Raw genomic sequence first — 12,632 nt, forward strand, 5'->3', positions numbered from 1 at the left:
CAGAATGCATTCAAACTGTGGGAGCGTGTTTGATCCACTCCGCCAACTCGGTCTCAAGAGGGCCGCACAACCTCACCCGTTGCCAGGTCACGAATCAGGCTTGGGTTTTTACGCCCGCCCAAGGCGCCACCCAATACCAGGTCGACCTGGCCTCGGAAATACTGCTCCACACGAATTCGCGTGCGCGCTGCCGGGCGGCCCTGCGGGTTGGCCGAGGTGGAAATCAACGGCCCTGTCAGCGCGCACAAATCGCGCACCAGCGGGTGATCGCTGACGCGCAAGGCGACCGTGTCGTGCACACCGGTCACCCATTCGGGCAGCAAGTTCTGGTGCGGCACCAGCCAGGTATTCGGCCCAGGCCAGGTGCTGGCCATGCGCTCGATCCAGGTGTCGGGGAAGTCTTCAAATAGAAAATCGAACTGGCGAATGTTGTCTGCCACCAGGATCAGGCCCTTGTCCACCGAGCGATTCTTGATCGCCAGCAGACGGTCTACCGCTGCCTCGTTCCAAGGGTCGCAGCCCAAGCCCCAGACCGCTTCGGTCGGATAGGCAATCACCGCGCCTGCGCGAATTTCTCGTGCGGTTTCCAGCACACGCCACCTGTTGACCATTGCTCACTCTCCGGACTAAAGCTCTGCGCAGTTTACCGATGTTCTTTGCAAAACCCAGCCACAAAAACCACGCTAAAAAAGCTGGCGGCGCGCAAGCCAGCGCCCACTATCGCAGGTCACCAAGCCTTCAAGCTCAAGCTCCGTCAGCGTCGCCAGCACCTGCGACAACGCGCGCCCGCTGGCAATCGCCAAGGCTTCGCTGGTGTGCGGCGCCGCGTGCAGCAGTGCCACCAACGGATGGGTGACCGGCATCGGCGCAGGGCGGGACAACGCTTGCCAACCGCGCAGGCCTTCGAGGATGTGCTCGATGGACTCCACCAACGTTGCGCCATCGCGGATCAATTGATGACAGCCCTTGGCGCCGGGATGATGGATAGAGCCCGGGATCGCATACACCTCGCGCCCTTGCTCACCCGCCAGCCGCGCGGTGATCAACGAACCACTGGCCATGCCCGCTTCCACCACCAGCACCCCCAACGACAGCCCACTGATGATTCGATTGCGCCGCGGAAAGTTGGCCGCCTGCGGTGCGGCGTCCAGCGGAAACTCGGAAACCACTGCGCTGCCTTGGGCAATCATCGCTGCTGCGAGGTGGCGGTGGCGCTGTGGATAAAAGTTTTCGAGGCCTGTGCCGAGCACGCCGATTGTCTGCCCGCCGACATCCAGCGCCGCTTGATGTGCAGCGCCGTCGATACCCAAAGCCAAGCCGCTGGTGATGACAAAACCGGCGCTCGCCAGGCTGCGCGAAAAGGCCGCCGCAGTGTCCAGGCCAGGCCTGGAAGCACGGCGGCTGCCGACCATCGCCACCTGTGGTTTTTCAAGAATTTCAGGGTCGCCTGCAACAAATAATAACGGCGGCGCATCGTCAATCTGCGCAAGCAGTGCGGGGTACTCGGGCTGGTCCCACATCAGCAAATGCTGGGCGGGGCGCTCCAGCCACGCTAATGCGTGGCTGGCGCCATCACGTATTTCGGGGCTGCGTCGAGCCTCGGCGCTGCTGGCTGGCAACCCCAGCGAGCGCCAGGCGCTGGCCGGTGCACTGATCGCCTTTGAGGCAGAACCGAACGCGTCAATCAATACGCGAAAACGCTTGGGACCCAGTTCCGGCAGCCTGTGCAAGCGTAGTCGAGCTTCCAGTTCAGACGGGGAAATTTCACTGCTGTTTATCGGATACATTTGATCGTCCTCGACCGCAACAAGCTGTGGATAACTCTGTTGGTAACTTATTTAGCAAGCTACTTATTCAGTCTGTCGGGCAGCCTCGAATCGATCCATTACGGCCAGTGAGCGCGAAGCGCTGAGCACCACGCCATAACTGAGTTTTTCGTACGTGCGAAACACCAACACGGTGCCTGCACGCTCATCCGGCAGTGTTGTCGACGCCCCGCTGATAACGTCGCGCACGGTAGCGCCAGCCTTGATCACCGTCAGCAGTTGGCCTTCGAGCAGGCCGTCGCGGCGGCCCTTGTTCAAGGTCACGGCATCCCGCACGCCGATCTGGGTCACGCCTTTGGGGATGTCGATAATGTGCCCTTCGATAAAGGGTGCAGGCTTGGGCGTTTGCAGGTTGGCCAGCTCGACACGCGGTTCGGCACGCAGCAAACGGTCGCCCGGGCGCACTTCCTGGGTTACCCGTTGCACCGCCAGCGTGGTGAGGTCGCCAGCCGTTACAAACCGTGCGGTGCCGACGTCGTCGGCATTGATACCCAGCAATTCCTGGGTGTCGGGGTCGATGTAGGTTTTGCCCCGACGAAAGATCCCATAGGTTGGCTGGGCCGGGTCCAGGTGACCCCGCGCGTGCACACGCTCGCCATTGGCGCCGAGTACGCGACCGGCACCGGCCGCGACGATGTACGGCGCGTTGTCCAGTTCCTGGGGCGTATTGAGGATGCGGTTATGCACTAGAAAGTGCTGAATAGCCTGCTGCGTCGTTTGATTCAGCGCTTGGCCGGGCTTTGGAATCAGGGCCGTGGCGAGCGGTGCCCACAGCAGCAAGACGAGTAGCGATTTCCTCATGGGGTGAATCTCCTTTATTATGTACGTTCGCGTGAAATGCCATAGCCTTCGCGGCTTCCGAACGTTTCACACCGGCTGTGTGGGTCCATCCCAACGCCGATTTGCCTCTACCTCACATGTGCAGCAATTACGCTTATGGCTATTTTGAACATCCTCGAATTTCCCGACTCGCGCCTGCGCACGATCGCCAAACCGGTGGCCGTAGTGGACGACAAGGTTCGTCAGTTGGTCGATGACATGTTTGAAACAATGTATGAAGCACCGGGCATCGGCCTCGCCGCGACCCAGGTCAACGTGCATCAACGCGTCGTGGTCATGGACCTGTCGGAAGATCGCAGCGAACCTCGGGTGTTTATCAACCCCGAGTTCGAACCGCTGACCGAAGAGATGGGCGAATACCAGGAAGGCTGCCTGTCGGTGCCGGAGTTCTACGAGAACGTCGAACGCCCGGTACGCGTGAAGATCAAGGCCCTGGACCGTGACGGCAAGGCCTACGAGCTGGTTGCCGAAGGCCTGCTCGCGGTGTGCATTCAGCATGAATGCGACCACCTCAACGGCAAGCTGTTTGTTGATTACCTGTCCACGCTTAAACGCGACCGGATCAAGAAGAAGCTGGAAAAAAAGCATCGCCAGCAAGCTTGATTCCCTTCTTCCAAAGGCTTGCTGCGGCAAGCCTTTTTCTTTTGTGACTGTTTTTAACGAGACCTCCCATGACCGAGCCACTGCGCATAGTTTTTGCCGGCACTCCTGAATTTGCCGCCGAACACCTCAAGGCGTTGCTTGCCAGCCCTTATGAAGTCGTGGCGGTGTACACCCAACCGGATCGCCCGGCCGGTCGCGGGCAAAAACTGATGCCGAGCCCGGTCAAGCAACTGGCGCTTGAGCACACTATTGTTGTGCTGCAACCGCCGACCTTGCGCAACGCCGAGGCTCAAGCTGAGCTGGCAGCATTAAAACCGGACCTGCTGGTGGTGGTGGCTTATGGCTTGATCCTGCCGCAAGCCGTGCTGGATATTCCACGCCTGGGCTGCATCAACAGCCATGCGTCGCTGCTGCCACGCTGGCGCGGTGCGGCGCCGATTCAGCGCGCGGTGCAAGCCGGTGACAGTGAAAGCGGCGTGACCGTGATGCGCATGGAGGCGGGTCTGGACACCGGCCCGATGCTGCTTAAAGTGATTACCCCGATCAGCGCCGAAGACACCGGCGGCAGCCTGCACGACCGCCTCGCCGAGATGGGCCCGCCCGCCGTGATCCAGGCCATCGCAGGGCTCGCTGCCGGTACGCTGGAAGGCGAAGTACAGGACGACAGCCTGGCCACCTACGCGCACAAACTGAACAAAGATGAGGCCCGCATCGACTGGAGCCGCCCGGCCGTGGAGCTGGAGCGCCAAGTGCGCGCCTTCAACCCTTGGCCGGTCTGCCACAGCACGCTGAATGGCGAAGCCTTGAAAGTATTGGCCGCCACGCTGGCTGACGGCCAAGGCGCCCCCGGTGAGATCATCGGCGCCAGCAAGGACGGCCTGCTGGTGGCCTGTGGTGAGCAGGCGCTGTGCCTGACCCGTCTGCAATTGCCGGGTGGCAAAGCGCTTAATTTCAGCGATTTGTTCAACAGCCGTCGTGAGAAATTTGCCTTGGGCACCGTTCTCGGGGCGGTCGCGCAATGAACCCGCGTCTGGCCGCCGCCAAGGCTCTCGCCGCCGTACTCAACGGCAAGGCGTCGCTGAACAGTTCATTGCCGACTCAGATGGACAAGGTTGAAGACCGCGACCGTGGTTTCACCCAAGACCTGGCCTTTGGCACCGCGCGCTGGCAGCCTCGTTTGTCGGCGCTGGCCGCCAAGCTGCTGCAAAAGCCGTTCAAGGCAGCCGATGCGGATGTGGAAGCGCTGCTGCTGGTCGGCCTTTATCAGTTGCTGTACACCCGTGTGCCGGCCCACGCCGCCATCGGCGAAACCGTCGGTTGCGCCGAAAAACTCAAAAAACCTTGGGCCAAAGCCCTGCTCAATGCCGTATTGCGCCGCGCCCAGCGCGAGAGCGAAGCGCTGCTGGCCGAGCTGGAACACGACCCGGTGGTGCGCACCGCCCACCCGCGCTGGCTGCAAAAATCCCTCAAGGCGTTTTGGCCTGAACAATGGGAAGCCATTTGCGCGGCCAACAATGCCCACCCGCCGATGATTCTGCGGGTCAACCGCCGCCATCACCGCCGCGACGCGTACCTGCAATTGCTGAGCGCTGCCGGCATCGCGGCCACACCGTGCGTGTTCAGTGCGGACGGCATCGTGCTGGACGCGGCCAGCGACGTGCGCAGCCTGCCGGGCTTTGCCGAAGGCTGGGTCAGCGTGCAGGACGAAGCCGCGCAACTGGCCGCCGACCTGCTCGACCTGGCGCCCGGCCAGCGCGTGTTGGACGCCTGCTGCGCACCGGGCGGCAAGACCTGTCACATTCTCGAAGTCGAAAAAGACCTCGCTGGTGTGGTCGCGGTTGACCTGGAAGCCAAGCGGTTGGTGCGCGTGCGCGAAAACCTTGCGCGCCTGGGCCTGAGTGCCGACCTGATCGCCGCCGACGGCCGCGACACCGCCACGTGGTGGGACGGCAAACCGTTCCAGCGCATCCTGCTGGACGCGCCCTGTTCCGCCACCGGCGTGATCCGCCGCCACCCGGACATCAAGCTGACCCGCCAAGCTGATGACATCGCTGCCCTGGCCGCGCTGCAAGGCGAACTGCTCGACGCGCTGTGGCCGACGCTGGAAGTCGGCGGCATCCTGCTCTACGCCACCTGCTCGACCTTGCCCACCGAAAATACCGAAGTGATCGCGGCGTTCCTCGCTCGCACCAGTGGCGCACGTGAGCTGGACCTGGCCACGGCTGCCGGTATCAAGCAGCCGCATGGTCGCCAGTTGCTCGCGCAAGAAGGCGGGCACGATGGCTTCTACTACGCCAAACTGATCAAGATTGCCGCCGCGCGCGGCTGAATGGGTTTAAGGGAGTGACCGGATGAAAATCATCATCCTCGGGGCAGGGCAGGTGGGTGGCTCGCTGGCTGAACATTTGGCCAGCGAAGCCAACGACATCACCGTGGTCGACACCGATGCCGAGCGCTTGCGCAACCTTGGTGACCGCCTCGACATCCGCACCGTGCAAGGCCGCGCGTCATTCCCGACAGTGCTGCGCCAGGCGGGCGCCGACGATGCCGACATGTTGGTGGCCGTGACCAACAGCGACGAGACCAACATGGTCGCCTGCCAGGTCGCCCACACCCTGTTTCACACCCCGACCAAAATCGCCCGCGTGCGTGAGGCGGCTTACCTGACCCGCGCCGGCCTGTTCGACAACGACGCGATTCCAGTCGACGTGCTGATCAGCCCGGAGCAGGTGGTTACCCATTACATCAAGCGCCTGATCGAAATTCCCGGCGCCTTGCAGGTGATCGACTTCGCCGGCGGCAAAGCGCAATTGGTCGCGGTAAAAGCCTATTACGGCGGGCCGCTGGTGGGCCAGCAACTGCGCCAACTGCGCGAACACATGCCGAATGTGGAAACTCGCGTAGCCGCGATTTTCCGTCGCGACCGGCCGATTCTGCCGCAAGGCGATACGGTAATAGAGGCCGACGACGAAGTGTTTTTCATCGCCGCCAAGGCAAATATTCGCGCCGTCATGAGCGAAATGCGCCGCCTCGATGAAACCTACAAACGCATCGTCATCGCTGGCGGTGGGCAGATCGGCGAGCGCTTGGCCGAGGCGATTGAAAGCCGCTACCAAGTGAAAATCATCGAGATGAGCCCGGCGCGCTGCCGGCATTTGTCCGACACGCTCGACAGCACTGTCGTACTGCAAGGCAGTGCCTCGGACCGCGACCTGCTGATGGAAGAAAACATTGCCGACGCGGATATTTTCCTGGCCCTGACCAACGATGACGAGGCCAACATCATGTCTTCCTTGTTGGCCAAGCGGCTGGGGGCGAAGAAGGTGATGACCATCATCAACAACCCGGCTTACGTGGACCTGATTCAAGGCGGCGATATCGACATTGCCATCAGCCCGCAACTGGCGACCATCGGCACGTTGCTCGCGCACGTGCGCCGTGGCGACATTGTCAGCGTGCACTCGCTGCGGCGTGGCGCGGCGGAAGCCATCGAGGCAATTGCCCACGGCGATTCGAAGTCGAGCAAGGTTATCGGCAAAGCCATTCGCGATGTCGGCTTGCCGCCGGGCACCACCATTGGCGCGATCATCCGTGACGAAGAGGTGATCATCGCCCACGACGACACGGTAATTGCCACGGGCGACCACGTGATCCTGTTCCTTGTGGATAAAAAACACATCCGCGATGTGGAGAAGTTATTCCACGTTGGGCTGAGCTTCTTCTGACACAACGGAGTACACCTGCATGCTCGAATCGCTGGAGAAAATGCTCGCCAAGGGTGTGGATAACTCGCTGCTGCGCTTTGGTTTAGGCAAGGGTTATCTGGACCTGAAGGACTACGCCAAGGCGGCGGAGCATTTGCTCAGGTGCGTCGAATTTGATCCGAAGTACTCGGCGGCGTGGAAGCTGTTGGGCAAGGCGCAGCACGCGCAAGGTGACAGTGGCGCAGCACGACAGGCGTGGGAGAAGGGTATCGAAGCGGCCAAGGCGCATGGCGACAAACAGGCCGAGAAAGAGATGACGGTGTTCCTGAAGAAACTCGACCGCAAGGCCTGACGCGCTACCCAAGAGGTTGGCTTAACTGCTCAGGCCAAAAATGTGGGAGGGGGCTTGCTCCCGATAGCAGAGTGTCAGTCAATTTATCTGTAACTGATAGATCGCCATCGGGAGCAAGCCCCCTCCCACAGTGTTTGTTGTCGACCTTGAGTCAGCCGTATATCAATACCACCGCGCCTCACCCGGCGGGCGTTTCTTGAAGCGTTTCATGCTCCACATGTACTGGCTCGGGTAAGCGCCGACATAGCGCTCGACCACCTTGCTCATCGCCGCGCAGGAGGTGGCGGTATCGGTGCTGTACATGTCTTCCGGCGCGGCTTCCAGAATCACCTTGTAACCCGAGCCGTCCGGCAGCCGCAGGGCGTGCAGGAACACGCCAACCGCCTTGCCACCGGCGAGCATGTTCGGCACGAACTTGCTGGTGAGTGCCTGAGTGGCGAAGAACGGCACAAAGATGCCGGCCGATTCTGCCGGTTCCGGGTCGGCGGGAATGCCCACCTGGCCACCTTTACGCACTTCTTTGATCACACTGAGAATGCCTTCCTTGGTCGACGCCGCGACGCGGTTACCCAGTTGCACGCGCTGCTTGCGCAGCAAATCGTCCACCGCCTTGAGCTTGGGCGGGCGGTAGAAAATGATCGGTTTGCACTGGCTGCAATAGAAGTGGTTCAACACTTCCCAGTTGCCCAAGTGGCTGGTAATGCCGACCACACCTTTGCCCGAGGCCAAGGCTTGGTGCAACACGTCCAGGCCTTCGACTTCGCGCACCAGATCGATGGAGCGCTGCGCCGGCCAGATCCACGCACAGGCGCTTTCGGTCAGGGACTTGCCGATGTCCATCAAGCTCTGGCCGACCAAGCGCTCGCGCGCGGCAGGGTCCATGTCCGGGAAGCATTTGGAGAGGTTGATCCGCACCGTTTCGCGCGAGCGGTTCGGGGTTTTCCACATGATCCAGCCAATCGCCGTGCCGACGGCCTGTACAGCGCGCCAAGGCAGCAGGGCAAACAACCGCAGAGCGCCTACCAGCAAGGCGCCTTTAAACTTTTCCACAGGTCACTCCTGATCAAATGTAGTGCGCAAAACCGCCATTCTAACCGGCGTTGGCCAAAACCGCGTAACGGTCGCAGTCTTGGGTGTGGTCCATGACCATGCCCGAGGCCTGCATGAATGCGTAGCAAATGGTCGGGCCGACAAAGGTGAAGCCGGCTTTTTTCAAGGCTTTACTCATGGCTTCGGCCTCGGGTGTGATCGCCGGGACTTGGCTGCGGTCCTTGAAGTGATTGACCCTGGGCACGCCGCCGACAAACGACCAGAGCCAACCCACCGGATCTTCCAGCGCCAGCCAGGCGGCGGCGTTACGCCGAGTGGCGTTGAGCTTGAGGCGATTGCGCACAATGCCGGGGTCGAGCATCAGCGCTTCAATCTCGGCGTCGGTCAGTTGCGCCAAGCGCTGCGCATCAAAGCCGAACAGAACCTTTCGATAATGCTCGCGTTTGCGTAAAACGGTGATCCAGGACAGGCCCGCCTGGAACCCTTCGAGCAAAAGTAACTCGAACAAGCCCTGCGCATCGCGCAGCGGCGTTCCCCACTCCTGATCGTGATAAGCCATGTACAGCGGATCTTCAGAACACCAAAAGCAGCGTGGCATAAGGCTCCAGGGGATGGTGGCGCGGCCGAATCGGGTATACTCCCGCTCTTTAAATCGCAGCCCAAGTAACAGGTGAATTTCGTGAGCCAGCCTACGCCAGCCGTGCGTACCTTCCAAGACTTGATCCTCGCCCTCCAGCAATACTGGGCCGAGCAAGGTTGTGTGGTACTTCAGCCCTACGATATGGAAGTAGCGCCGGCACTTTCCACACCGCTACCTTCCTGCGGGCCATCGGCCCGGAAACCTGGAACGCCGCTTATGTGCAGCCCAGTCGTCGCCCGACTGACGGCCGCTACGGCGAAAACCCTAACCGCCTGCAGCACTACTATCAGTTTCAGGTGGTGTTGAAGCCAAACCCGGACAACTTTCAGGAGCTGTACCTCGGCTCGCTGAAACATGTTGGCCTGGACCCACTGGTGCACGACATCCGTTTCGTCGAAGACAACTGGGAGTCGCCAACGCTGGGCGCCTGGGGCCTGGGTTGGGAAGTTTGGCTGAACGGCATGGAAGTCACGCAGTTCACGTACTTCCAGCAAGCCGGCGGCATTGAGTGCTACCCGGTGACCGGCGAGATCACCTACGGGCTCGAGCGCCTGGCCATGTACCTGCAGGGCGTGGACTCGGTGTACGACCTGGTGTGGGCTGACGGCCCGTTCGGCAAAGTCACCTATGGCGATGTGTTCCACCAGAACGAAGTGGAGCAATCCACTTACAACTTCGAACACGCCAACGTCGAAAAACTCTTCGAACTGTTCGACTTCTATGAAAGCGAAGCCAAGCGCCTGATCGAACTCGACCAGCCGCTGCCGTTGCCGAGCTATGAAATGGTCTTGAAGGCGTCCCATACCTTCAACCTGCTGGACGCCCGCCGTGCCATCTCGGTAACCGCGCGTCAGCAATACATTCTGCGTGTACGCACCCTGGCGCGTTCCGTCGCCCAAGCCTACCTGCTGGCTCGCGCCAAGCTGGGCTTCCCGATGGCAACCCCGGACCTGCGTGATGAAGTGTTGGCTAAGCTGGAGGCTGCACAATGAGTGCTCAAGATTTTTTGGTTGAACTGGGCACCGAAGAGCTGCCACCCAAGGCGCTCAATACCCTGGCCGATGCGTTCCTGGCCGGTATCGAAAAAGGCCTGCACAGCGCTGGCCTGAAGTTTGAAGCGAAAAAAGTCTACGCCGCGCCACGTCGCCTGGCCGTGTTGCTGACCGCGCTGGAAACCCAGCAACCGGACCGCAGCATCAACCTCGACGGCCCGCCGCGTCAGGCGGCGTTCGACGCAGAAGGTAACCCGACTCAAGCCGCGCTGGGTTTTGCCAAGAAGTGTGGCGTCGAGCTGAGTGAAATCGACCAGAGCGGCCCGAAACTGCGTTTCAGCCAGGTCATCACCGGCAAGCCAACCGCCAGCCTGTTGCCGACTATCGTTGAAGACTCGCTGAACGACTTGCCGATCCCCAAGCGCATGCGTTGGGGTGCGCGCAAAGAAGAATTCGTACGCCCAACCCAGTGGTTGGTGATGTTGCTCGGTGACCAGGTCATCGATTGCACGATCCTCGCCCAAACCGCAGGTCGCGAATCGCGTGGTCACCGCTTCCACCACCCGCAAGCTGTGCGCATCACCTCGCCGGCCAACTATGCCGCCGACCTGCGCGCCGCCTACGTGCTGGCCGATGCCAACGAGCGTCGCGAACTGATCAGCAAACGCACCGAAGAGCTGGCCCGCCAGCAGGAAGGCACCGCTATCGTGCCGCCAAGCCTGCTTGATGAAGTTACCGCGCTGGTTGAGTGGCCGGTGCCGCTGGTGTGCTCGTTCGAAGAACGTTTCCTCGACGTGCCGCAAGAAGCGCTGATCACCACCATGCAGGACAACCAGAAGTATTTCTGCCTGCTGGACGTGGACGGCAAATTGCTGCCGCGCTTCATCACCGTGGCCAACATCGAAAGCAAGGACCCGCAACAGATCATCGCCGGTAACGAGAAAGTCGTTCGCCCGCGCCTGACCGACGCCGAGTTCTTCTTCAAGCAAGACAAAAAGCAGAAGCTCGAAGACTTCAACCTGCGCCTGCAAAACGTGGTGTTCCAGGAAAAACTCGGCAGCGTTTACGACAAAGCCGTACGCATTTCCAAGCTGGCCGCTTACATTGCGCCGCGCATCGGCGGTGACGCTGCCTGGGCTGCGCGCGCGGGCGTGCTGTCCAAATGCGACCTGGCCACCGAGATGGTGGGCGAGTTCCCTGAGATGCAAGGCGTTGCCGGTTACTACTACGCCCTCAACGATGGCGAGCCGGACGAAGTAGCCCTGGCGCTGAACGAGCAGTACATGCCGCGCGGTGCCGGCGCAGAATTGCCGACCACCTTGACCGGTGCGGCCGTGGCCATCGCCGACAAGCTCGATACGCTGGTCGGTATCTTCGGTATCGGCATGTTGCCCACCGGCAGCAAAGACCCATATGCCCTGCGCCGTGCCGCGCTGGGCGTGCTGCGCATCCTGATCGACAAAAAGCTCGACCTCGACCTGACCCAAGCCGTGGTGTTCGCGGTCGGCCAGTTCGGCGCCAAGGTCAAACAAGCCGGCTTGGCCGAGCAAGTGCTCGAATTCGTCTTCGACCGCCTGCGTGCGCGTTACGAAGACGAAGGCGTGGACGTGTCCGTGTACCTGTCGGTGCGTGCCCTGCAACCGGGTTCGGCGCTGGACTTCGACCAACGCGTGCAAGCCGTGCAAGCGTTCCGCAAACTGCCGGAGGCCGATGCACTGGCTGCCGTGAACAAGCGCGTGTCGAACCTGCTGAGCAAGGCCGATAACCTCGGCAATACCGAAGTCGACCCTGGGCTGTTTGCCGATGCCAAAGAGTTCTCACTGAACTCCGCCATCGCCAAAGCCGAAAACGCGGTGAAGCCGTTGATCGCCGAGCGTAATTACGCCGAAGCGTTGGCGCGACTGGCCAGCTTGCGTGAGCCGGTGGATGCGTTCTTCGAAGCCGTAATGATCAATGCCGAAGATGCGGGTGTACGCAAAAACCGCTACGCCATGCTGGCGCGTCTGCGCGGCTTGTTCGTCAATATCGCTGATATTTCGACGCTGAGCTGACCATGGTGAAACTGCTGATTCTCGATCGGGACGGGGTGATTAATTATGACTCCGACGCTTACATCAAATCGGTGGCGGAATGGATTCCACTGCCCGGCTCGATTGAGGCCATCGCGCAGTTGAGCAAAGCCGGCTGGACGGTGGCCATCGCTACCAACCAGTCCGGCATCGCCCGCGGTTACTACGACATCGCCACGCTGGACGCCATGCACGCGCGCTTGCGCACGTTGGTGGCCGAGCAGGGCGGTGAGCTGGGGTTGGTGGTGTATTGCCCACACGGGCCGGATGAGGGCTGCGATTGCCGCAAACCCAAGCCCGGGATGTTGAAAACCATTGCAGAACATTACAAGGTACCGCTGGCTGGGCTATGGTTTGTCGGGGATAGCCTCGGTGACCTGGAGGCGGCCAAAGCCGTCGACTCTCAGCCAGTTTTGGTGAAGACCGGGAAAGGCGAAAAGACCCAGGCGAAAAACCTGCCGGTAGGCACCTTGATTTTTGACGATCTGGCGGCGGTTGCCGCAGAACTTATTAACAACTAGCCGCCCCGACGTCCTGATCAGGATTGCTCGGGAGT

Annotated in this window: 12 protein-coding genes and 1 pseudogene; 8 read left to right on the plus strand and 5 right to left on the minus strand. The window is 61.1% G+C overall.

Annotation, left to right across the window (positions count from 1 at the left end; all coding sequences use genetic code 11):
• Positions 1-53 precede the first annotated feature (53 nt).
• From tsaC to F0169_RS21065, 3 genes are all read right to left on the minus strand, one after another.
• Positions 54-611: an L-threonylcarbamoyladenylate synthase type 1 TsaC gene (tsaC, locus tag F0169_RS21055; protein WP_099236575.1), complete on the minus strand. Its 558-nt coding sequence runs from the start codon at positions 609-611 to the stop codon at positions 54-56.
• A gap of 72 nt (positions 612-683) precedes the next feature.
• Positions 684-1,787 (minus strand): DNA-processing protein DprA, encoded by a 1,104-nt coding sequence (gene dprA, locus F0169_RS21060; protein ID WP_152747528.1) that lies wholly within the window; start codon positions 1,785-1,787, stop codon positions 684-686.
• 63 nt (positions 1,788-1,850) lie between these two features.
• The gene (locus F0169_RS21065; protein ID WP_152747529.1) at positions 1,851-2,627 is read right to left on the minus strand and encodes a peptidoglycan-binding protein; all 777 of its coding nucleotides are present in this window, start codon (positions 2,625-2,627) and stop codon (positions 1,851-1,853) included.
• Between the two features lie 135 nt (positions 2,628-2,762).
• Between F0169_RS21065 and def the strand changes: the two genes are divergently transcribed.
• From def to F0169_RS21090, 5 genes are all read left to right on the plus strand, one after another.
• A complete protein-coding gene (def, locus tag F0169_RS21070; RefSeq protein ID WP_058415829.1) occupies positions 2,763-3,269 on the plus strand; it encodes a peptide deformylase in 507 nt (168 codons plus the stop codon).
• A gap of 68 nt (positions 3,270-3,337) precedes the next feature.
• Positions 3,338-4,291: a methionyl-tRNA formyltransferase gene (gene fmt / locus F0169_RS21075; protein ID WP_152747530.1), complete on the plus strand. Its 954-nt coding sequence runs from the start codon at positions 3,338-3,340 to the stop codon at positions 4,289-4,291.
• A complete protein-coding gene (gene rsmB / locus F0169_RS21080; RefSeq protein WP_058415827.1) occupies positions 4,288-5,598 on the plus strand; it encodes a 16S rRNA (cytosine(967)-C(5))-methyltransferase RsmB in 1,311 nt (436 codons plus the stop codon). The genes fmt and rsmB overlap by 4 nt, the downstream gene beginning before the upstream one ends.
• 22 nt (positions 5,599-5,620) lie before the next feature.
• Positions 5,621-6,994 carry a Trk system potassium transporter TrkA gene (gene trkA / locus F0169_RS21085; RefSeq protein WP_058415826.1) on the plus strand — a complete coding sequence of 458 codons (1,374 nt, stop codon included), beginning with the start codon at positions 5,621-5,623 and terminating at the stop codon, positions 6,992-6,994.
• 19 nt (positions 6,995-7,013) lie between these two features.
• Entirely contained in the window at positions 7,014-7,325 is a 312-nt protein-coding gene (locus tag F0169_RS21090) for a tetratricopeptide repeat protein (protein WP_152747531.1), read from the plus strand.
• A gap of 162 nt (positions 7,326-7,487) precedes the next feature.
• Here F0169_RS21090 and F0169_RS21095 read toward each other — a convergent pair whose 3' ends face one another.
• A complete protein-coding gene (locus F0169_RS21095) occupies positions 7,488-8,375 on the minus strand; it encodes a lysophospholipid acyltransferase (protein WP_058415824.1) in 888 nt (295 codons plus the stop codon).
• A 40-nt stretch (positions 8,376-8,415) separates the two neighbouring features.
• Positions 8,416-8,973 carry a DNA-3-methyladenine glycosylase I gene (locus F0169_RS21100; RefSeq protein WP_152747532.1) on the minus strand — a complete coding sequence of 186 codons (558 nt, stop codon included), beginning with the start codon at positions 8,971-8,973 and terminating at the stop codon, positions 8,416-8,418.
• A gap of 81 nt (positions 8,974-9,054) precedes the next feature.
• Between F0169_RS21100 and glyQ the strand changes: the two are divergent.
• The 3 genes and pseudogenes from glyQ to gmhB all read left to right on the plus strand — a co-directional run bounded on the left by glyQ (position 9,055) and on the right by gmhB (position 12,597).
• Positions 9,055-10,007 (plus strand): annotated as a pseudogene (gene glyQ / locus F0169_RS21105) (glycine--tRNA ligase subunit alpha).
• Positions 10,004-12,058, plus strand: coding sequence for a glycine--tRNA ligase subunit beta (gene glyS, locus F0169_RS21110; protein WP_152747533.1), 2,055 nt, complete (start codon positions 10,004-10,006; stop codon positions 12,056-12,058). Before glyQ ends, glyS begins: the two are co-directional and overlap by 4 nt.
• Before the next feature lie 2 nt (positions 12,059-12,060).
• The gene (gene gmhB / locus F0169_RS21115; RefSeq protein ID WP_152747534.1) at positions 12,061-12,597 is read left to right on the plus strand and encodes a D-glycero-beta-D-manno-heptose 1,7-bisphosphate 7-phosphatase; all 537 of its coding nucleotides are present in this window, start codon (positions 12,061-12,063) and stop codon (positions 12,595-12,597) included.
• The last annotated feature ends 35 nt before the right edge of the window (positions 12,598-12,632 follow it).

The sequence above is a fragment of the Pseudomonas kitaguniensis genome, assembly GCF_009296165.1.
GTDB classification, from domain to species: domain Bacteria; phylum Pseudomonadota; class Gammaproteobacteria; order Pseudomonadales; family Pseudomonadaceae; genus Aquipseudomonas; species Aquipseudomonas kitaguniensis.

Excerpts from the sequence above, each read along its gene's own strand:
- tsaC (WP_099236575.1), bottom strand. The coding sequence starts at position 611 with ATGGTCAACAGGTGGCGTGTGCTGGAAACCGCACGAGAAATTCGCGCA.
- dprA (WP_152747528.1), bottom strand. The coding sequence starts at position 1,787 with ATGTATCCGATAAACAGCAGTGAAATTTCCCCGTCTGAACTGGAAGCT.
- F0169_RS21065 (WP_152747529.1), bottom strand. The coding sequence starts at position 2,627 with ATGAGGAAATCGCTACTCGTCTTGCTGCTGTGGGCACCGCTCGCCACG.
- def (WP_058415829.1), top strand. The coding sequence starts at position 2,763 with ATGGCTATTTTGAACATCCTCGAATTTCCCGACTCGCGCCTGCGCACG.
- fmt (WP_152747530.1), top strand. The coding sequence starts at position 3,338 with ATGACCGAGCCACTGCGCATAGTTTTTGCCGGCACTCCTGAATTTGCC.
- rsmB (WP_058415827.1), top strand. The coding sequence starts at position 4,288 with ATGAACCCGCGTCTGGCCGCCGCCAAGGCTCTCGCCGCCGTACTCAAC.
- trkA (WP_058415826.1), top strand. The coding sequence starts at position 5,621 with ATGAAAATCATCATCCTCGGGGCAGGGCAGGTGGGTGGCTCGCTGGCT.
- F0169_RS21090 (WP_152747531.1), top strand. The coding sequence starts at position 7,014 with ATGCTCGAATCGCTGGAGAAAATGCTCGCCAAGGGTGTGGATAACTCG.
- F0169_RS21100 (WP_152747532.1), bottom strand. The coding sequence starts at position 8,973 with ATGCCACGCTGCTTTTGGTGTTCTGAAGATCCGCTGTACATGGCTTAT.
- glyS (WP_152747533.1), top strand. The coding sequence starts at position 10,004 with ATGAGTGCTCAAGATTTTTTGGTTGAACTGGGCACCGAAGAGCTGCCA.
- gmhB (WP_152747534.1), top strand. The coding sequence starts at position 12,061 with ATGGTGAAACTGCTGATTCTCGATCGGGACGGGGTGATTAATTATGAC.